This window comes from Paenibacillus sp. FSL K6-1566 (assembly GCF_038050475.1).
Taxonomy (GTDB): domain Bacteria; phylum Bacillota; class Bacilli; order Paenibacillales; family Paenibacillaceae; genus Paenibacillus_AQ; species Paenibacillus_AQ lactis.
Genome location: NZ_JBBOSR010000001.1, coordinates 2051598 through 2073202 on the forward strand (window position 1 = coordinate 2051598; position 21605 = coordinate 2073202).

Below are 21605 nucleotides of genomic sequence, written 5' to 3' on the forward strand. Positions count from 1 at the left end.
ATATGCCATCCGTAGCGTTTTATACGTTGGGTTGCAAAGTCAATTTTTACGATACCGAAGCCATTTGGCAATACTTCAAAAACGAAGGCTACGAGCAGGTGGATTTCGAACAAACCGCTGACGTTTATTTGATTAACACCTGCCATGTTACGAATACCGGGGATAAGAAGAGCCGGCAAATGATCCGGCGTGCGGTTCGCCGCAATCCCGAGGCGATTGTTGCCGTAACGGGCTGTTATGCCCAAACCTCGCCCGCTGAAATTCTGGATATTCCGGGCGTGGATCTTGTCATCGGCAACCAGGACCGTGACAAAATTATGGATTTCATTCATGATATCGAAAAAACGCGCCAGCCGATCAATGCCGTGCGCAATATTATGAAGACGAGAGTATTTGAAGAAATGGACGTGCCGGATTTTGCCGAGCGTACGCGTGCATTTCTGAAGATTCAGGACGGGTGCAACAACTTCTGCACATTCTGCATTATCCCTTGGTCCCGCGGGCTTTCCCGCAGCCGTGATCCGAAGAGCATTATCAAGCAGGCGCACCAGCTGGTGGATGCAGGCTACAAGGAGATTGTCCTGACAGGAATTCATACTGGCGGATACGGCGACGATCTGGAGAATTACCGGTTGTCCGACCTGCTCTGGGATCTGGACCGGGTGGACGGCCTGGAACGCATCCGGATCAGCTCGATTGAAGCGAGCCAGATTGATGACAAGATGCTGGATGTGCTGAACCGTTCCAGCAAAATGTGCCGGCACCTGCATATTCCGCTTCAGGCGGGCGATGATACGGTGCTGAAGCGCATGCGCCGCAAATACACGACAGAAGAATTCTATAACAAGATGGGACTGATCCGTCAGGCGATGCCGGATGTCGGCATTACGACCGACGTCATTGTCGGATTCCCTGGTGAAACCGATGAGATGTTCCGTAACGGATACGACCTGATGAAGGCGATCCAGTTCTCGGAAATGCATGTGTTCCCATATTCCAAGCGAACGGGCACGCCGGCAGCGCGGATGGAGGATCAGGTGGACGAAGAGGTGAAGAACGCCCGCGTACACGATCTGATCGACCTTTCGGAGCAGCTGCAGCTTGCTTATGCCGAGCGTTTCGTCGGCCAGGTGCTTGAAGTGATTCCTGAACGCGAGTACAAAGGCGCGCCAAATGGCGGTAAAATGCAGGGATACAGCGACAACTACTTGCAGCTTGTATTTGATGGAACGCCTGACCTCGAAGGGAAAATGTGCCGCGTGAAGCTGACGAAGGCCGGCGTGAACGAATGCGAGGGCGAGCTTGTCAGCGTCATGGAGAGCGAGCTTAAGGCTGCCGCCCAATAATTCCAATAGCCGCTATATCAGACAAGGATTTCATTTCCAGCTATCGGGAAGTGGAATCCTTGTTGTACATGAAGGAGGAAAGGGACATGGCACGAACGAAATTTTCTGCAGGCGGCGTCGTGTACCGTTATCATGCGGGAGCGCTGCAAATCCAGCTCATTTTGGATCGCTACGGGAAACATTCGCTTCCCAAAGGCAAGATGGAAGCCGGCGAAACGATCGAAGAGACCGCTCTCCGTGAAATCAGAGAGGAGACGGGAATTGTCGGCTCCATTACCTCCCCAGTGGACATTATCGCTTATAAATATCATCATCCCGTATATGGACAAGTCAATAAAGAGGTTCATTATTATCTGGTTAAGGCGGAAGGCGGCAGCCTCAAGCCGCAAATCGAGGAAATCAACGGAGTCGATTGGTATGAACCGCTTGCCGCGTGGAGGAAACAGCGCAGCAACGGGTATAACAATAATGATATTATCCTGCGCAAGGCGCTGAAGCTGCTGAACGTTCCTATTCCACCGGAGGAGGATATCACGTTTTAGATTGCCGCCTGGTCCAGAACGGCAGGTAGCATAAAGGCAGTGCAAGAAGCGAGCTGAGGACGTTGAATAAGGTCTGGGCATGCGCGATTTGTCCGGCAGGGTCCACCGCAAGCCAGCCGGAAACGGCGGTCAGCCAGCCGATGAACGGCGCGAACAGAAGCGCCCCGCCGATATTCAGCCCCATATGGGACCATGCGACAAAACGGCCGGCGGGCGTGCTGCCCATTGCAGCGATTAAAGCGGTGACGCAGGTGCCGACATTGGCGCCGAGCACGATGGCAACGCCGATCTCAGGCGGAAGCGAGCCGCCGACGGCCAGACCCATCGCCATTGCGATTACAGCCGCGCTGCTGTGCATGAGCGCAGACAGAATAGCGCCGGCAAGAATACCCCAAAAAACGCTGCGCGAGGCATGGTCAAGAAACCATTGAAACAGGCCCAGCTCCTGCAGGGTAGGCCCGATGGATTGCATGAATTGGATACCGAGCAGCACCAGCGCAAAGCCGGTCACGGCAAGGCATAAATATTGGCCCCGGACAAGCGACATCTGCAATTTATCATGGCCGGAAGGAACGCGCTGGCTGAACAGCACAGCCCCTACCCATAGCATGAGCGACAGCACGAGCAGCGGCATGGCGGCCCGTCCGATTTGAAGGCTGATGAGCTCGGTTGTCACCGTCGTCCCGATATTGGTGCCGAGTATGATCCCGAGGGTTCCGGCGTAGCTTAATAATCCGGCATTCGCAAATCCGATCGCAAGCACCGTAACCGCCGTGCTGCTCTGAAGGAGAGCCGTGACGGCTGTGCTGGCAGCCATGCCTTTAACGGGCGTAGAGGTCGCGATGCGAAGCCACTTGTGCAGCAGCGGCCCGGCCCAGCGTGAAAGCGCGGCTTCCATCACCTTCATGCCGAACAGGAACAGAACGAGGCCGTAGCAGATGGGAAACCAGAGTGAGGATAGCATGCGATTCTCCTTTTTTTCGAATTGGGGATCGAGGTTTTTGTTAATACGTATATGACCCCGGGCGGACATGCATGCCAATGAATTGCCGCCAGGGATATCACATAAGGAGTGAACTACTAGTGCCATCGGTTATTTTGGAGCGCAGTCGAAAGAAAAGATTGGAGCAGGGACATCCCTGGGTATACAAGAGTGAGATTGCCTCCGTCACGGGCGATCCTGCCCCGGGCGATTTGGTTTCGGTGCTGAATCATCAGGAGCGGTTTTTGGCGGCCGGCTATTATAACCCGCAATCGCAAATTACGGTGCGGATCGTGTCGCATCAGCCGATCGAACGGATGGACGAGGATTTCTTCGCCGCCCGGTTTGAGGAATGCAAAAGACACAGGGAACGGTTTATCGAGGGCGAGAATGCCTACCGTCTCGTTTATGGCGAAGCCGACTTTCTCCCTGGGCTGATCGTTGACCGCTTTGCGGACGTGCTGGTCGTGCAGCTGTTAACCTTGGGCATGGACAAGCGCCGCGACGAGATCGTCGGCGCGCTTGTCCGGGTCATGCAGCCGAGAGGAATTTATGAGCGCAGCGATGTGTCCGTCCGCGAGCTTGAGGGGCTGGAGCAGCGCAAGGGTCCGCTGTATGGAGACTGTCCCCGTCACGTCGTCGTTACGGAGAACGGGCTGGAGATCAAGGTGGATACCTGGGAAGGGCAGAAGACCGGCTATTTCTTCGACCAGCGTGAAAACCGGGCTTCGATCAAGCCGCTGATGACCGGCTGGGGCATTCGCAGCGGCATTACGCTTCAAACGATCGAGGAGAACGGAGAGACCAAGACCGTGCCGGTGAACAAGAGCGGGAAGGCGGTCAGCTTCCCGTATTGGGACGGCGCGACGGTGCTGGAGTGCTTTTCCCATACCGGGAGTTTCACCCTTCATGCCTGTAAGTATGGCGCCAAGAAAGTGACCTGCCTGGATATCTCGGAGCATGCGATTGAGAGCGCGAGGGAAAACGTCGAGCTCAACGGATTCCAGGACCGGGTGGAATTCGTGGTGGATGACGCCTTCCAATACCTGCGCAATCAGGTAAAGGGAGTCGAGGAGCGGCAGCAGCGCGCCCAGGCGGACCAGAAGGTGGACACGTCCAAGCCGCTAACGGCAGGTGGGGGACGGACCTTTGATGTGGTTATTCTCGATCCGCCGGCCTTTGCCAAAACGAAATCAGCGGTCAAGGGAGCCTGCCGGGGTTATAAGGACATTAACCTGCACGGCATGAAGCTGGTTAACGAGGGCGGTTATCTGGTGACGGCAAGCTGCTCGTATCATATGCGTCCGGATCTGTTCCTGGAGACGATCCAGGAAGCGGCCAGGGATGCCGGCAAGGTGCTGCGGCTGGTGGAGTGGCGCGCCGCGGGCAAGGATCATCCGCAAATTCTGGGCGTCGATGAGGGACACTATCTGAAATTTGCGGTATTTGAAGTGCGGAGCAAGACGAATCTGTAGGTGATCTTGACATAGAGGAACCAGGGCCTGTTTTAGCGCAGTGAGGAGCTGTGCCGGAACAGGCTCTTTTGTCGTTGCCGTCTCCACTGGGAATACAATCCAAACGTATGTTCCTTCCGCCGCCGCTTATGCTATACTATTAATCAGCATCCTGGTGATAGATTCGCAAATTGCGAGGCGATGAACTGAAAACGAAAGGATGCAAGGTAAGGGGAAAAGAGTCTGTAAAAACCGGATTACATCATTCCCAATAAGACTGGAAACTCCAACAAATGTATACGAAATTTCAATAGATAGCAGGCGCGGATCCTCATGATGGAAGGCAGATTCATAGAACCATAGGAATTCCCCTGCATGTAAACTGTCGGAAAAGGCGAAGGAGGCTTGAGGCGAAGATGAGGATGCAATTTATAATCGGCCGGTCGGGCAGCGGAAAAAGCACGGCCATTCGTGAAGAGATGAGCCGGAGACTGGAGGAATCGCCCCAGGGCAACCCGATGATATTGATCGTTCCCGAACAGGGATCGTTCGAGGCGGAGCATGCGCTGGTGAACACAGGAGGCATCAAGGGCATATTTAGGGCCCAGGTGCTCAGCCTGCGCCGCTTGGCTTACCGGGTCATGCAGGAGACCGGCGGAGCAGCCAAGGTGGCGATCAGCGAGGAAGGCAAGCGGATGCTGCTGTACAAAATCCTTCGCCGCCGCAAGGAGGAGCTGGAGCTATTCGGCCCTTCGGGCGAGCAGCTCGGTTTTGTCGGCAAGCTCAGCGAGCTGTATACCGAAATGAAGCGGTATTGCATCGACGCCGCTTGCGTGGAGGAACAGCTCGAGCTGCTGACTTCCCATACAGGGGGGCCTCCGATGCTTCAGCGTAAGCTGAAGGAAATCGCCCTTATCTTTCGGGATTATGAGCTGGAAATATCGAGACTCTATATGGACGAGGAGGACACGCTTGCGACGCTGGCCGAAAGCATTGCGGATTCGGGCTATATTCGCCATGCGGATATTTGGATCGACGGCTTCCACGGCTTCACTCCCCAGGAATATCGAGTCATCCGCGAGCTGCTGGCCCATGCAAGACAGGTGACGATTGCGCTTACCTTGGACAAGCCTTATCCAACAGGGGGCATTCCCCATGAGCTGGATCTGTTCCATCCTACGGCGAGCACGTACATAAAGCTAAAAGGGATCGCGGACGAGCTGGGCGCGGATACCGAGCACCGCATGCTTGCGCCGGAAGTCCCTCCCCGTTTCAGTGAACGACCGGTGCTGGCCCATCTGGAGCGCGGCTATGACAGGAGAATGCGCTGGCGGGGAGAGGCGGGCACGCAAGCGGATGGCTTGCGGCTCTATGCAGCCGCCAATCGCCGCGCCGAGATCGAGGGAGCGATCCGGGAGATGCTCCGTCTGGCGCAGGAAGAAGGGGCCCGGTACCGGGATATGGCGGTATTCGTCCGCAACCTGGGCGATTATGAGCATCTGATCGGCCCGTTGTTCCGGGAGTATGGCATTCCGTATTTCCTTGATCAGAAACGGAGCGAGCTTCACCATCCGGTGGTGGAGTTTGTCCGCTCGGCTTTGGATGTCAGCTTGCGCCGCTGGAGGTACGAGGACGTCTTCCGCTGCGTCAAGACCGATCTTTTGCTCCCGCTGGACGGTTCATTGTCCCGGGAAGATATGGACCGCCTCGAGAATCACGTGCTGGCTTCAGGCATTCAGGGCTCCCGCTGGACGGATGGCCGCCCATGGAAGGGTGCGCCCAGCCTCTCGCTGGAGGAAGGGGAAACGAAAGCCCGCGGTACGGAAGAGCTGCAGCGTATTGAATATGCCAGGGCTGCCGTTGCGTCAGTCCTGCATCCATTTGAGAAGCGTCTGAAGAAGGCGGCAACCGCCCGCGAGCAATGTACGGCCGTCTTCCGCCTGTTGGAGGAAGCGGATGTGCCGGAGAAGCTGGAGCTTCTGAGCAGAGCGGCGCTTGAGGCCGGCCGTCCCGAAGAGGCAAGGGAGCACCGCCAGGTATGGGGGGCTGTGCTGGGACTGCTGGATCAGATCGTGGAGATGATGGGGGATGAAAAGCTCAGCACCGAGCTGTTCGCCGGTATATTGGATACTGGGCTCACGGAATTGAAGATGGCCCTCGTCCCGCCGTCGCTGGATCAGGTGCTGATCGGCAGCATGGATCGGACGCGGACGGGTGGCGTGAAATATGCGTTTTTGCTCGGGGTGAACGACGGAGTGCTCCCGGCGCAGTTTGAGGATGACGGGATATTGACGGAACAGGAGCGCAGCGGCCTGGCGGAGCGCGGATTGGAGCTTGCCCCGACCATATCGAGGAGGCTTCTGGACGAACGCTTCCTGATCTATAATGCTTTGACTACGGCCAGCATGCAGCTGTGGGTCAGCTATCCCGCCGCGGACGATGAAGGCAAGACGCTGCTCCCATCCGAGGTGATCCGCCATTTGAAGCTGATGTTTCAGATCGGCGAGGGGCCGCTCGCATCTCGGCCGCATGCCGGGCAATCCCCTGAGGAGCAGGCGGGATACGTGACCCGGCCCGGGAAGACGATCGCTTATTTGACCGGCCGGCTGCGGGATTGGCGAAACGGCGAGGAGCTCCCAGACTTCTGGTGGCATGCTTATAATTGGTTCGCCGGCCAGCCGGAATGGAAGACGCGGCTCGGCGTAATGCTGTCCTCTTTAACCTATCGCAATGAAGGGCGAAATCTGACGGAGAAGACAAGCCGGCGCCTGTACGGCGTAAGGCTTGCAACCAGCGTATCCCGGATGGAACGCTTCGTTGCGTGCCCGTTTTCGCATTTTGCGTCCCACGGATTGAAGCTGCGGGAACGGCAGCTTTACCGTCTGCAAGCTCCGGACATCGGCCAGCTGTTCCATGCAGCTTTAAGCCAGATGGCGGTGAAGTTTCAATCGGAGCATCGAAGCTGGGGCGACCTGACGGCCGAGGAGTGTTTGCGCGAAGCGGAACAGACCGTGGACCGGCTGGCTCCGATGCTTCAGGGCGAAATTTTGCTGAGCTCCAAACGCTACGGCTACATCTCGCGAAAGCTGAAGAATATTGTCGGCCGAGCTTCTGTCATTCTGGGCGAGCAGGCGCGCCGCGGCAAGTTCGAGCCGGTCGGCCTTGAGCTTGATTTCGGTCCCGGCAAGCCGCTGCCTCCCCTTACCTTTGAGCTGGATAACGGGGTGAAAATGGAGGTCGTAGGACGGATTGACCGGGTCGACATGGCCCGGGGCGAGCATGGCGTCATGCTTCGGGTGATTGACTACAAATCGAGCCAGAAGGATCTCCGTCTGCACGAGGTGTACTACGGACTATCCTTGCAGATGCTGACTTATCTGGACGTGCTGTTGACCTATGCGGAGCTGTGGATCGGGGAACAGGCGCTGCCGGCAGGCACGCTGTATTTCCACGTCCATGATCCGGTGCTGCAGTCGGCTAACGGCATGACGCCGGAGGCGGCAGCGGAGGAGCTGCTGAAGCGGTATAAGATGAAGGGGCTGCTGCTTGCAGACCGCGAAGCGGTATCCCTCATGGACTCTTATTTGGAAAAGGGCCATTCCGCGATTCTTCCGGTTGCCGTGAAGGCGGACGGCAGCTTCTACAGCAGCGCGGCCGTCGCAACCCCAGAACAGTGGGAGACGCTGTTAGCCGCGGTTCGCCGCAACATGACGACCATCGGTTCGCGAATTACCGGGGGAGATGTGGCGATCGAGCCGTACCGGATCCAGCAGGAAACAGCATGCACATACTGCGCCTATCGGCCGGTGTGCCAATTCGACGATACGATTGAGGGCAGTCAATATCAGCTGCTCGGCAAGCCGGGACGGGATCAAGTATGGGATCTGCTCGGACAAATGAAAGGAGAGGAAGCCGGTGGCAAACATGATGGCTAAGCCAGAGGGCAGCATGTGGAGCGACGATCAATGGAAAGCCATTGCGCGCTACGGCGACGATATTCTGGTCGCGGCAGCGGCAGGCTCAGGCAAAACGGCGGTGCTCGTCGAACGGATCATTCGCAAAATCCTGGACGAGTCGTCGGGATTCAGCGTGGATCGCCTGCTTGTCGCGACCTTCACCAAAGCCGCCGCGGCTGAAATGCGGCAGCGGATCAGAGAGGCGCTGGAACGGGAGCTGGACCTGGATCCCGAGAATGAGCACATTCGGCGCCAGCTGGCTTTGCTCGGCAGGGCGTCCATCACGACCCTGCACTCCTTCTGTATGGAGGTCATCCGCCGATATTACCAGCTGATTCCACTCGACCCCGGCTTCCGGATTTTGAATGAGCATGAAGCCGATCTGATGCGTCAGGAGCTGCTGGAGGAGCTGTTCGAAGAAAAGTACGGGGAATCGGAAGGTGAGCCCGGAAGCAACTTCATGCGGCTGGCCGACTGGTTCAGCGGCGAACGGACGGATGATGCGCTGTACCGGCTTGTTCAGCGGCTTTACGATTTTTCACGGAGCCATCCGTGGCCGGAGCGCTGGCTGCGGGATACGGCCGCCAGCTTCGAGGCGAAGGATACGGAACAGCTGGGCCGGACGCCGTGGGTGCACAGCATCCTGGCCGATGCCCGGCTCGCGTTAAGCGGAGCAGCCGGGCTGCTGGAGCAAGCTCGGGCGATTGCGCTTCAGCCGGGCGGACCGGCGGCGTACGCCGACAATTTGGAGGAAGACGCAGCGCTTGTCGGCTCCCTGCTTGAGGCGGTTCAACACTCTCCGTGGGAATCGCTGCATGAAATTTTCCGTGACGCCTCCTTCGGCAAGCTGAAATCGATCCGCAAGGCCGAGATCATTCCCGAGCTCCAGGAGCAGGTCAAGGAGCTGAGAGAGCAAGCGAAGAAAACCGTCAATGAGCTAAAGGGCGCCTTATTCGGCCGGCCGGCACGCGAATTTCTGCGGGAGCTCCAAACGGCCGCGCCGCTGATGAAGGAGCTTGCCGAGACGGTCATTCTCTTCGGCGAACGCTACCGCGAAGCGAAAGCGGCCAAAGGCATGGTCGATTTTAATGATCTGGAGCACTACTGCCTTCATATCTTGCGGCATCCCGATTCCGAACCGGGCCGCATGCTGCCTTCGGATGCTGCAATGGAATACAGGCAGCAATTCGACGAGGTGCTCCTGGACGAATACCAGGATACCAACAGCGTGCAGGAGAACATCGTCCGCCTCATTTCCCGCGAAGCGCCAGGGAACCGGTTTATGGTCGGCGACGTCAAGCAGAGCATTTACCGTTTCCGCCTCGCGGAGCCGGGACTGTTCCTGGATAAATACAAAAGCTACGGCGCAGGCGATACCGGCGAGGAAACAAGCCTCGCGGGAATCCGGATCGATCTGGCCCGCAACTTCCGCAGCCGCATGGAGGTCGTGGATGCCGTGAACATGCTGTTCAGGCAGATCATGAACGAGTCCGTGGCTGAGATCGCCTATGATTCGCGGGCCGAGCTTGTTTGCGGCGCCTCGTTTCCGGAACAGGAAGGCGAGGGCGGCAGCCCTTATAAACCGGAGCTGCTGCTGATTGACCGAAGCGGAAGCAGCGCCGATCCGGAGAGCGGGGAGTCGGCTGATGACGACGAAAGCGCAGGTCTTGAGCTTGAGGCCGCCGAGATGGAGACGGCCCAGCTTGAAGCAAGGGCGATCATCGGCAGAATCCGCCAGATGACCGGGGAAACCGGCAAGCCGCTCATGATTTATGATAAATCGCTCAAATCGATGCGTCCGGTGGAGTATGGTGATATGGTCATCCTGCTTCGCTCGGCCATGATCTGGGCGCCTTTAATGATGGAAGAGCTCCGTCTGGCGGGCATTCCCGCCGTCGGAGAGCAGAATAAAGGATACTTTCAGGCAACGGAAGTCGAGATCATGCTCTCGCTGCTTGCGGTCATCGATAACCCCAGGCAGGACATCCCGCTCGCTTCCGTGCTGCGCTCGCCGCTGGTCGGATTGACCGAGGAGGAGCTGGCCCAGGTCCGCCTCTGCGCCAAAGGAACTTATTATGACGCGCTGAAGGCTGCCTGCGCGGTCCGCAGAACACCGTCCGCAGCGGCATCCCCAGCATCGGGGCTGGTGGACGGCGCATGGAGCCTGGGAGAGGAGCTGGAGGGGCTGGCCGAGGCGGCTGCCGGACATGAGCTCGTGACCGGGGTAAGCGCCCTAAATGCATCCGCTGATCCAGAAGCCGCGGCTGACATTTCTCCGGAGCTCGGCCTTAAGCTGGACCTGTTCATGGGACGGCTGCAGCGCTGGCGGGAGGAGGCTCGTCAGGGCGGGCTAAGCGACCTCATCTGGCGTATATACAGCGAGACAGGGTATTTGGACTGGATTTCCGGTCTTCCCGGAGGCAAGCAGCGCCAGGGGAATTTAACGGCATTGTATGACCGGGCGGTTCGGTATGAGCAGGATACCTCCTCGAGGGGATTGTTCCGCTTTCTGACCTTTATCTCCCGTCTGCGGGAGCGAGGCGGCGATCTGGGGGCAGCGAGCTCGGCAGAGAGTCATGGCAATGCGGTACGGCTGATGACGATCCATAAGAGCAAGGGACTGGAGTTCCCGGTCGTGTTCGTTGCCGGGGTGTCCAAAAATTTCAATCAGCAGGATTTGAACGCGCCTTTTCTGATGCACAAGGAGCTGGGCTTTGGTCCGAAATTCGTGGACGAAGACATGCGGGTCACCTATCCGACCCTGCCGAATCTGGCGATCCGACGCCGATCCCAGCTGGAGCTGCTGGCCGAAGAGATGCGGGTGCTGTATGTGGCCCTTACCCGTCCGAAGGAGAAAATGATTCTGGTCGGCACGGTGAAGGATTTGTCGAAACGGGCAGGGGCATGGGCCCAGGCCGACAGCCATCCGGAGCTCCTGCTGCCCGACTACTTGCTGGCTAGAGGCCGGAGCTACTTGGATTGGATCGGTCCGGCGGTCATCCGCCACCCGTCCGCAGGCCAGCTTCGCGAGCTTGCAGGTTTGCCGGTGAACAGCGAAGGCGCTGCTCTGTCGAAGGATCCATCCGATTGGATCTTCGCCGTCGAGACGCCGGAGTCATTGCTGGAGCCGCCGGGCATCGTGATCGATGAAGAGGGGGATCGCGGACAGGAGCGTTTTGAACGGATGAAGGCCGTGCAGCGGCTTGAGCCGGTGCCGATCGAGGAGGCTGATGCAGATTCAGGCGGCAAAGATGCAGAAAGCCGGGAAGCCGTTAATCGAAAGCTGTCTTGGGTCTACCCTTATGAAGCCGTGAGCGGTATCTCGGCGAAGACGTCCGTCACGGAGATGAAAAAGCTGCTGGCGATGCAGGAAGAGCCGTCGCTCGACTTGGTTGAGGAGCGGGCGGTTAGGCGCGGCGCGCAGGAGGGGCTGTTTGCGGGCATTTCAGCGTATTCGCCGGATTCAGACCATAACGGCTATCCATCGGCCGCCTTTACTTTGAACCTTCGCCGCCCGAAATTTATGGAGGCGCAAAAGCTGACCCCTGCCGAACGCGGGACGGTCTATCATACATTGATGCAGCATCTGCCTCTTGGCAATTTCCAAGAAAGAGAGGCCGGAGCTGCGGATGTGGAAGCGCAAGAACCGACCGGCCGACGGCTTCACGAATCCGAAGCTCTGATCGCTGATCTGGTTCAGCGGGAGATCATTACTCCTGAGCAGGCTGCAGCCGTGGAACCATCCGATATCAGCCGCTTGTTTGAAAGCGAGGTGGGGCAGCAGCTGCTGGCGGCCGAGGAGGTATGGCGGGAGATGCCGTTTTCCTATGCGCTGCCTGCTGCGGATGCTTATCAGGGGATGGCCTTTCTCGAGGAGCTGTCCCCGCAGGGCGCTTCGGGCCGGCCGGATGTCCGGCTGCTCCAGGATGAGACGGTGCTGGTTCAAGGGGTCGTCGACTGCATGTTCCGCCGCGAAGGCAGGCTGGTGCTGCTTGATTACAAAACGGACCGGGTGCTGGAGCACCGGGGAGGCCTTCAGGCGCTTGCGGAACAGTACCGTTTTCAATTGGAGCTGTATGCGAAGGCGCTGGAGGATATTTTGGGCGAGCCTGTGCATGAGAAGTGGCTGTACTTTTTTGACGGGGGCCATGCGGTTAGGATATAAACTTTTTGGCGGCTATGCGGTTTCCTGAAATTCAGTCTACACGGCGTCAGCCCTTTCGGATATGGTCATGGTCCATGCACCGGTTGACCGAACGAAAGCGATACTGAGCCATTACTGATTGTTTGTTTTAAAATGTCGAAGGTGCTGGGGCTGCGCCGAGACTTATCTAGCGGTATCGGTCTGCGTATGATCGAGCCGAGCTTTGCACGGTGAAGGAATTATTTATTATTTTATAAAGCAATGATTTTATGGTTTGCTTAAGGGCTTTAAACCCTTTTGACGGTACCAAAAAAGAATGTTTATATCGGGGGAGGAGAGATGCAGCGATGCGCATTTTGCATACGGGGGACTGGCATCTGGGCAAGACGCTGGAGGGCCGGAGCCGGCTCGCGGAGCAGGAGCGGTTTCTGGAGGAGCTGGTTCAGCTTGCGGATGATCAACAGGCCGATCTGATTTTGATGGCCGGCGATGTGTATGATTCGGTCAATCCGCCCGCAGCGGCGGAGCAGCTGTTCTACGATGCGGCGGCGAGATTGACGGAAGGCGGCCGACCCATGGTCGTCATCGCCGGCAATCATGACCAGCCGGAGCGCGTATCTTCGATTACGCCGCTCGTATCGAACCGGGGGATCACGCTGATCGGCATGCCCGTCTCCGATGTTGTCACCACCGTGTCTGCACGAACAGGGGAAACCGCCAAAATCGCCGCTCTGCCCTATCCGTCGGAAGCGAGGCTCAATGAGCTGCTCGCCTTGGACGGGGATGAGGATCAGCTGCGCCGCGCATACAGCGAGCGGGTCGGCATGCTCATGAAGCGGTTGGCCCATGCGTTTACGCCGGGCACGGTAAACCTTGCGATGAGCCATATCTATGTGCTTGGCGGTGTGGAATGCGATTCGGAGCGTCCGATTCAAGTCGGCGGCGCATATACGGTCGATCCGTCGGCATTGGCCGTGGGAGCGTCCTATACCGCGCTCGGACATCTTCACAGGGCCCAGGCTGTAAAAGGGGAAGGGGTGATCCGCTACAGCGGCTCACCGCTGGCCTACAGCTTCTCGGAAGCCGGGCAGGCGAAGTCCGTCACGATGATCGACGTTGCGCCCGGAGGCAGCCCTGTCATCGAGGAAGTGTTCCTTACGAGCGGCAGGCCTTTAGTCAGATGGAAAGCGAAGGGCGGGCTGGAGGAAGTGTACCGGTGGCTGGATGAGGACCGGGACGCCAATGCTTTCATCGATCTGGAAATTACGTTGACGGAGGCGATGGGGCTTGCGGATATTCAGCGTCTGCGCAAAAGCAGGGACGGTATCGTACATATCCGGCCGGTCTATCCGGAGATGGAGGCGCTGGAGCTTGAGATCGAGCGCTCGCGTATTCCGCTGCCCGATCTGTTCCGCAAGTTCTACCAGAGGCAGACCGGCGGGGCAGAACCGGAGGATCAACTGGTTCAGCTGTTTCTGGAGCTGGTCGAAGAGGAAGATCAGGATGCGGCGGAGGTGAGCGGCGCATGAAGCCGGTTTTGTTGAAGCTGTCGGGTCTGCAGAGCTACCGCAGCCCGCAGGAGATTAATTTTGAAGCGCTGTGCGAAATGGGGCTGTTCGGCATATTCGGCCCGACGGGCAGCGGGAAATCGACGCTGCTCGATGCCATCACGCTTGCCATGTACGGCAAGGTGGAGCGTGCGGTCAACGGCACGCAGGGCATCATGAATCATTCGGAGGACAGCTTGTTTGTGTCCTTTACGTTTGAGCTCAGCTCGCCGGCCGGGTCGGAGCGTTACCGGGTAGAACGGCGGTTTAAGCGGGTTAATGAGCTGTCGATCAGCAATACGGTCAGCCGGTTCATACACGTCACCGCAGACGGCGAACAGGTCATGGCGGACAAACTGGCGGAAGTCACGCGCTGCGTTGAGGAAAAAATCGGCCTGAAAATGGATGACTTTACCCGCGCGGTCGTTCTGCCTCAAGGCAAGTTTGCGGAATTTCTGTCGCTGAAGGGAAGCGAGCGCAGACAAATGCTGCAGCGCCTGTTTCACCTTGAACGGTACGGCGATCAGCTTGCGATCAAGCTGAGTCGAAGGGTCAAGGAAACGGAAGGTGTTTTGAAATCCGTGGAGGCCGAGCAGCAGGGACTTGGAAGTGCAGGCAAGGAGGCGCTTGCGGAGGCAGAGCTGGCCCTGGAGCATGCCAAGAAGCACGCCGAGGCATCGAGACGGCGGCTTCAGTCGATCCAGGAGCGTCACGAGTCGCTGTCCAAGCTCCGGGAATTGGACTTGGAGCGACAGCGGCTTCAGAGCAAGCTGGATGAGCTTGCGGCGCATGAAGAAGAAATTCGGCTGCTTGAGCGCAAGCTGGAGCTGACCGGAGCGGCAGCGGCGGTGCTTCCTGCGCTTGAGGCCTGGCGCGAGACCGGCAGACAGTGGGAGCAGCGTCGGCGTACGGCCGAAGCGCAAGCGGCCCAGGCGGACGTTATGCAAAAGACAGCCGCCCAGGCCGCCGAGGCTGATGAAGCGGCCCAGGCCGCGCTTGCGGCTGAAGAACCGAAGCTGCTGCAGCGTGAGGAGCAGCTGGGCCAGGCCGTTCTGCTGCAGCGGGAGCGGGATTCCCTGCGCGAAGAGCTGAAGAGGCTGGACGAGCTTCGGGCAGCGCTCCGGAAGGAGCTGGAGGAAGTGAATGCCCAGCTCCAGAAGGAGCAGGAGCTGCTTCTTCGCGGACGGAGCCGCAGGGATGAGCTTCAGGAGCAGCTGAAGGGGCTTGAGACGCGCTCTGGGGACCGGCAGGCGCTGCATGAAGCGATGCAGCAGCTTCAATCGCTGCGTGCCGTGGAGAAGCTGAAGGCCCAGGCCGGACAGGAACTGAAGGAGCAGGAGGGCTCCGAGCAGGAGCTGCGCCTGAAGCTGGCAGAATTAGAGTCTCAGGAGCAGGAGCTGCTGCAGCACCATGCTCGATTGGCAGGCCACGCTGATCATGTAAAGAGCAGCGCCGCTGAAGCTTCCGCAGCGGCAGAGCGTATCGCGGCGGCCGCATCCGCGCTGGGCAAGTCGATGGAGGGAGCCCGGCGCGAGAGGGAGCTTCATGCGCTGTCGCTCTCATTGGCTGCCGAGCTGCGGGAGGGCGAACCTTGTCCCGTATGCGGCAGCAAGGACCATCCCCATCCGGCCGCGCGGCCTGCTGAAGGCGAGGCTTCCGATGATGAGGCGATGGAGCAGCTGAATGATGTCATGCATCGAATTCAGGAGACTCGCATGCAATTAAGGCAGCAGCTGAGCGAGAGCGAGGCGCTGCTCCGGCAAATCGGTGCCGAAGCGGCAGCCCGTCAAGGGGGCGGGGCGGCCGCTTTGGAGGCCGTCCACGACGAGGCAGGCAGCAGCATGCTCGAAGCGGCTGTAGCCGCCGTGCCGGATACCCGCCCGCCGTATGACTTGATGCAGCTTGCAGAAGAGACCAAGCGGCTTGAGCAGGCCGCCGATTCACAAGCGGCTGCGATGGCGCAGTGCCGTAACGATGCTTCGAAGCTGCAGCAGCAGCTGCTGCAGTGCCGGCAAGAGCTGGCGAAGCAGGGGGCGGCCGTGGACAGCAGAGCCCTGTCCGTCCGGCAGCTTCGGGATAAGCTTGCCGGACTGGAAGCTGAAGCCGCCGAAATCGTCAAGGCGTGGTCCGGCACCCGCCCGGATTTGCCGCTTGAGGAGGCTGAAATCCGCTTCAAGCATATGCAGGCCAGCGATGCCGAAGCCGAGAAGATCAAGGAGGGACTTGAGCGAAGCGTTCCGTTTCTGGAGCAGAAGCAGCAGGCCGTGCAAGAGCTCGAGGGCAAGCTGCGCGAGCTCGAGAAAAACCTCATTCTGGCGGACACCCAGCGGGAAGGCAAGGCGGAAGTGCTGAAGGAGAAAGAAGAGCGGCTGTCCGTATGGATCGGAGACCGCTCGGCCGAGGAGCTGATCCAGGAGTGCCGCTCCAGGCTGAAGCAGCTCAGAGAAGCCGCCGAGCAGGCCATAATGCAGCGCCGGAAGACCGAGGAAGCGGCGCAGCAAGCCGCTAAAGAGGCAGCCATCGCCGGGCAGGCCGCCCGCTCCGCGGAGGAGCACCATGAGGCAGCGAAGCTGACTTGGGAGAAGCAGCTTGGCGCTTCGCCGTTCGCCACGGAGGGCGACGTTCGGGACGCTTGTCTGACTGGCGAAGAAATCGAACGGATCTCCGGAGCCGTCAAAGCGCATCGCGAGGGACAGCGGGAATGGACGGTCCGGCTCGGCGATGTTATGCAGAAGCTTGGAGCGAGCCCCTACAATGAGGAGGACTGGCAGCTGTGCAGCTCGGAGCTTGCGTCTGCCCGTTCGGCCGACGAGGAGGCCCTTCAGGCGAAAGCGAGGGCAGAGCGGGATCTGGAGGATCTTAGTAAGCGCCATATCCGCTATATGGAGCTTGAGGCCAAACGGGCAGAGCTCCAGAGCGAAAGCGACCGGCTGTCGAAGCTCCAGTCCTGTCTGCGCGGAAACGCATTTGTGGAGTATATTGCCGAGGAGCAGCTGATGCAGGTCAGCCAGGCGGCCTCCCAGCGGCTGCGGTATCTCACCAAACAGCGTTACTCGCTCGAGGTGGATTCCGGCGGCGGGTTTGTGATCCGGGACGATGCCAACGGCGGCGTCCGGCGTCCGGTCTCGACGCTGTCCGGCGGCGAAACGTTCCTCACCTCATTGGCCTTGGCCTTGGCTCTATCGGCTCAGATTCAATTGAGAGGGCAGTATCCGCTGCAGTTCTTCTTCTTGGACGAAGGCTTCGGCACGCTTGATCCGGAGCTGCTGGAGACCGTTATTACAGCACTGGAGCGTCTGCATACCGATAAACTGACCGTCGGAATCATCAGCCACGTGCCGGAGCTCCGGGCCCGTCTTCCGCGTAAGCTGGTGGTACGGCCTGCGGAGCAGGCAGGCGAAGGCTCGCAAATCCTAATCGAATCTATGTAAATTTCAGGCTGCAGAAGGATTCTTTCAATGTGACGGGGATCACAGATACAGCTATATGGCACTGTTATAATACAGTCAAGCCGACATGCAATAGAAGCACCTGACAGTGCTAATGCCTTCCAGCGGGCACGCTCTTCCCTTCCCCTGCGAGGCTTGGCCTGCCATGCCGGACTTTTCGTCCTTGGCGGGTGCTTCTCTTTTTTTATCATAAAAGGCGGCATAATGGACGAATCCCCCCTTTTCTTATATGATGGGAGCATGAGACTCTATGAAAGGGGTAATGATGTGATGGATTGTATTTTCTGCAAAATCGTAAATGGAGATCTCCCTTCCACCAAGGTGCTTGAGAACGATAAGGTGCTGGTATTCCAAAATATCAATCCGGAGGCGCCGGTCCATGTGCTCATCATTCCGAAGAAGCATATCGCCTCGATGAACGATGTTCAGGAGGAGGATTTGGCCCTGATCGGCGAGATGCACCGCGCTGCGCAAGAGGCTGCCGCCCAGCTCGGCATCGCCGAGAGCGGATACCGCCTAATCAACAATTGCGGCCCAAATGGAGAACAGACAGTGTTTCACCTGCATTACCATTTGATGGGTGGCAAACGGCTGGGTGCGTTGACAGGAATCTCGCCATCGCATACATAACGGCTGGACCAGCCGATACACTGCAGCTTCGCGGCATTTTAAGCCGGCGGGGCTGCTTTTGCTTGCCTGACTTTTTTTAGTTGCCGTCAAGGTTGACACCATATTTCCGTTTGCCCTATAATGAAGTTTGATGAACCGTGTTATTGCTCTTGGACGGTCTGGTCGGAGGGAGGGAAAACTGGTGTCTGAAACTAAAGTTCGCAAAAACGAGACAATTGATGCTGCACTTCGTCGCTTCAAGCGTTCCATCGCTAAAGATGGCGTATTGGCTGAAGTGAAGAAACGCAAGCATTATGAAAAGCCAAGCGTAAAGCGCAAGAAAAAGTCCGAGGCTGCTCGTAAGAGAAAGTTTTAGGAGGATCTGAACTAGCATGAATCTTAGCGAACGATTGAACGAAGATATGAAGCAAGCGATGAAGAGTAAGGACAAGTTCAAACTCTCTACGATTCGGATGGTTCGTTCGACGATAAAAAATCTTGAAATAGATTTGAAAAGAAGTTTGGATGACAACGAAGTGCTTGATATTTTAAGTCGTGAAATCAAACAGCGAAAAGATGCCCTCCAAGAATTTGAAAAAGCGGGACGCGACGATCTTGCCGCCGATGCGAAAGCAGAAATTGAGCTCCTAAGCGCCTACCTCCCGGAACAGCTTACTGAAGAAGAAATTAAAGTCATTGTACAGCAGACCATCCAGGAAACCGGTGCTTCTTCAAAAGCCGAGATGGGTAAAGTAATGAGCGCTCTCATGCCGAAGGTTAAAGGGCGTGCGGACGGAAAGCTTGTCAATCAAGTTGTTCAACAATTTCTGTAACAACATAAGTGAAACACCCCTTGATTTCAGGGGGTGTTTTTTCTTGTTTTCGGGCTTGTTGAGCGAAGCGTGATGGAATATTGCGGTCAGGGTATACTTTCTTGAAACGAAATCGCGGCTGATCCGTAAATATAACCATAGGAGAGTGACTTGATACATATGCTTATGCAGGAAGGTCATCCTCTCCTTCATGTCGAAGACAGAAGAAGGATGTCCGTATAAGTCGAAGAGAAAGGAGGAATACGATGAAAATCATGAATGGGCTGCGCCAAAGGATCGCGATGACGGCCGCTGCCGCTATTTTGTTCATAACCGCCTTGATGTGGGTGTCCCCGTCACAGCCGGCTTCGGGAGCCAACACCGGCTCAGTATACGTAATACCGGTCAAACAGCCGATTGAACGCGGCTTGACCAGCTTTATGGAACGCGGTTTCAAGGAAGCCGAGAAGATGAAGGCCGGGCTCATTATCCTTGAGATCGATACGCCGGGCGGACTTGTTGATCAGGCGGGGGAAATCGCCAAGCTGATGAAAGAGAGTAATATGCCGATCGTAGCCTTCGTTACGGGCGAGGCGGCTTCGGCCGGAAGCTATATCGCCCTTAACGCCGACAAGATTGCCATGGCGCCGGGAACCATGATCGGAGCCGCAGCGATGGTGGACGGCAGCGGCAACCCGATTGAAGATGCCAAGCTCGTGTCCTGGTGGAAGACGACGATGGCCAGTGCGGCTGAAGCCGGCGGCCGGAACAAGGAGATCGCCATGGGGATGGCGGATGTCAACATCCAGGTGGAGATGCCGGAGATCGGCCGGACGAAGGGACCGGGGGAAATCATCTCGTTAACCAACGAGGAAGCGTTGAAGACAGGGTATGCAGATACGATCGCTAGCAGCACAGAGGAAGTGATTACCTGGATGGACTTTTCCACCCAGGATGTGTTCCGGATGGAGCCAACCTTTTCTGAGAAGCTGGCGACGTTTCTGACGCATCCCGGCGTCATGACGCTGCTCTTGTTCATCGGTATTGCGGGCGTCATTATTGAGGTGCTTGTACCGGGCTTCGGTGTTCCGGGCATTCTTGGCATCGCCGCCTTCGTGCTGTATTTCTTCGGGAACTACGTGGCCGGCTTTGCAGGCTGGGAGACCTGGCTCTTATTCATTATCGGAATTCTGATGCTGGCGATGGAGCTGTTCGTTCCGAGCTTCGGCATACTTGGGATCATCGGCTCGATCAGTCTGATAACCGGTGTGGTCCGGGCTGCGTACAGCACCTCGCATGTCGCGTTGTCTCTCGGAATCGCGGTGGCGTCAGCATTAGTCGCCATCGTGGTTGTGGCCTTGGTGTTCAAGGAGCGGGGAATATGGCGAAAGTTCATCCTGAACGACAGCTTGACGAAAGAGCAGGGCTATATTCCGAATGAGGACCGGGACAGCCTGATAGGTCTTATCGGAACAGCTATAACGCCACTCCGTCCGGCCGGTACGATGGAGCTGGAAGGAAGACGGCTGGATGTCGTCACGCTCGGAGGGTATATTGAATCCGGCAGCCGGGTCCGCGTGGTGAAGACCGATGGAACGCGGATTGTCGTCGAGGAAGAAAAAGGGTGAAGCTTCATCAGGAAATGTGTAGTATGGGATAGAGAAGTGAAGTTAAGCTTGGTTAACAGCAGTACCTGATTACATTCGTTATTCAAAAGATGGAGGGTGAAGTAACAATGGATTTGGATGGTTCCTTGGTGACAATTTTGCTGATCGCGGTCGTTGCGATCATCGCACTTAGCGTGTTTTTCAGCTTCTTCCCGCTGATGCTCTGGATTTCGGCGCTCGCTTCCGGCGTGCGCATCGGAATCATTACGCTCGTGGCCATGCGGCTGCGGCGCGTAACGCCTAGCCGGATCGTCAATCCGCTGATCAAGGCGACAAAGGCAGGGCTGGGACTGAATATTAACCAGCTCGAGAGCCACTATCTGGCAGGCGGTAACGTAGACCGCGTCGTCAATGCGCTGATCGCTGCACAGCGGGCGAATATTCCGCTTGAATTTGAACGGGCCGCAGCGATTGACCTTGCCGGCCGGGACGTTCTTCAGGCCGTGCAGATGAGCGTTAATCCGCGTGTCATCGAGACGCCGGTTGTCGCTGCCGTAGCAAGAGACGGCATCGAGGTTAAGGTAAAAGCCCGGGTAACCGTTCGCGCGAATATTGACCGCCTCGTCGGGGGTGCTGGTGAAGAAACGATCATTGCCCGTGTAGGTGAAGGGATTGTTACCACGGTAGGTTCCAGTAACTCCCATAAGGACGTCCTGGAGAATCCGGATTTGATCTCCAGAACCGTTCTTGCGAAAGGGCTTGATGCCGGAACGGCGTTTGAAATTCTGTCGATCGATATCGCCGACGTCGATGTAGGCAAGAACATCGGGGCCTACCTGCAGACCGAGCAGGCGGAAGCCGACAAGCGCATCGCTCAGGCCAAAGCGGAAGAGCGCCGTGCGATGGCGGTAGCGCAAGAGCAGGAGATGAAGGCTCGCGTCGTCGAAATGAGAGCGCGGGTTGTCGAATCCGAATCCCAGGTTCCGCTTGCAATGGCTGAAGCGCTTCGCAGCGGCCAGCTCGGGGTGATGGATTACATGAACCTGAAGAACCTTGAGGCCGATACGCAGATGAGAGGCTCGATCGGCAAGATGGGCGATAATACAGGCAACCCGGGAGACAATCCGAACAATAACAAATGATGATGAGGTGAGCCT

General features: G+C 57.6%; 13 protein-coding genes. 12 read left to right on the forward strand and 1 reads right to left on the reverse strand.

Annotation, left to right across the window (positions count from 1 at the left end; translation table 11 throughout):
• Nucleotides 1-2 precede the first annotated feature (2 nt).
• Entirely contained in the window at nt 3-1346 is a 1344-nt protein-coding gene (mtaB, locus tag NST08_RS08735) for a tRNA (N(6)-L-threonylcarbamoyladenosine(37)-C(2))-methylthiotransferase MtaB (RefSeq protein ID WP_144866985.1), read from the forward strand.
• Between the two features lie 86 nt (nt 1347-1432).
• Nucleotides 1433-1888, forward strand: coding sequence for an NUDIX hydrolase (locus tag NST08_RS08740; protein ID WP_007129397.1), 456 nt, complete (start codon nt 1433-1435; stop codon nt 1886-1888).
• Here NST08_RS08740 and NST08_RS08745 read toward each other — a convergent pair.
• Nucleotides 1878-2852: a Na/Pi cotransporter family protein gene (locus NST08_RS08745; RefSeq protein ID WP_028404336.1), complete on the reverse strand. Its 975-nt coding sequence runs from the start codon at nt 2850-2852 to the stop codon at nt 1878-1880. The two genes, NST08_RS08740 and NST08_RS08745, sit on opposite strands and share 11 nt — an antisense overlap.
• A gap of 119 nt (nt 2853-2971) precedes the next feature.
• Here NST08_RS08745 and NST08_RS08750 point away from each other — a divergent pair, with 119 nt between their 5' ends.
• The 10 genes from NST08_RS08750 (at nt 2972) to floA (ending at nt 21590) form a co-directional block, all read left to right on the forward strand.
• Complete coding sequence (locus NST08_RS08750; RefSeq protein ID WP_144866988.1) at nt 2972-4345, forward strand: methyltransferase domain-containing protein; 1374 nt, start codon at nt 2972-2974, stop codon at nt 4343-4345.
• A gap of 395 nt (nt 4346-4740) precedes the next feature.
• Nucleotides 4741-8259 carry a helicase-exonuclease AddAB subunit AddB gene (gene addB / locus NST08_RS08755; RefSeq protein ID WP_341341693.1) on the forward strand — a complete coding sequence of 1173 codons (3519 nt, stop codon included), beginning with the start codon at nt 4741-4743 and terminating at the stop codon, nt 8257-8259.
• A complete protein-coding gene (addA, locus tag NST08_RS08760; protein WP_341342621.1) occupies nt 8249-12445 on the forward strand; it encodes a helicase-exonuclease AddAB subunit AddA in 4197 nt (1398 codons plus the stop codon). Before addB ends, addA begins: the two co-directional genes overlap by 11 nt.
• A 326-nt stretch (nt 12446-12771) precedes the next feature.
• On the forward strand, nt 12772-13953 hold the full coding sequence (locus NST08_RS08765; RefSeq protein WP_210095257.1) for an exonuclease SbcCD subunit D: 1182 nt from the start codon (nt 12772-12774) through the stop codon (nt 13951-13953).
• Nucleotides 13950-17402, forward strand: coding sequence for an AAA family ATPase (locus tag NST08_RS08770; RefSeq protein ID WP_341341694.1), 3453 nt, complete (start codon nt 13950-13952; stop codon nt 17400-17402). The genes NST08_RS08765 and NST08_RS08770 overlap by 4 nt, the downstream gene beginning before the upstream one ends.
• 288 nt (nt 17403-17690) lie before the next feature.
• Nucleotides 17691-18050: a histidine triad nucleotide-binding protein gene (locus NST08_RS08775; RefSeq protein ID WP_144866998.1), complete on the forward strand. Its 360-nt coding sequence runs from the start codon at nt 17691-17693 to the stop codon at nt 18048-18050.
• Between the two features lie 181 nt (nt 18051-18231).
• Nucleotides 18232-18405: a 30S ribosomal protein S21 gene (gene rpsU, locus NST08_RS08780; RefSeq protein WP_005547957.1), complete on the forward strand. Its 174-nt coding sequence runs from the start codon at nt 18232-18234 to the stop codon at nt 18403-18405.
• Between the two features lie 16 nt (nt 18406-18421).
• Nucleotides 18422-18862 (forward strand): GatB/YqeY domain-containing protein, encoded by a 441-nt coding sequence (locus NST08_RS08785; RefSeq protein ID WP_007129405.1) that lies wholly within the window; start codon nt 18422-18424, stop codon nt 18860-18862.
• A 245-nt stretch (nt 18863-19107) separates the two neighbouring features.
• Entirely contained in the window at nt 19108-20469 is a 1362-nt protein-coding gene (locus NST08_RS08790; protein ID WP_210095259.1) for an NfeD family protein, read from the forward strand.
• A gap of 107 nt (nt 20470-20576) precedes the next feature.
• Nucleotides 20577-21590: a flotillin-like protein FloA gene (gene floA, locus NST08_RS08795; protein ID WP_007129408.1), complete on the forward strand. Its 1014-nt coding sequence runs from the start codon at nt 20577-20579 to the stop codon at nt 21588-21590.
• The last annotated feature ends 15 nt before the right edge of the window (nt 21591-21605 follow it).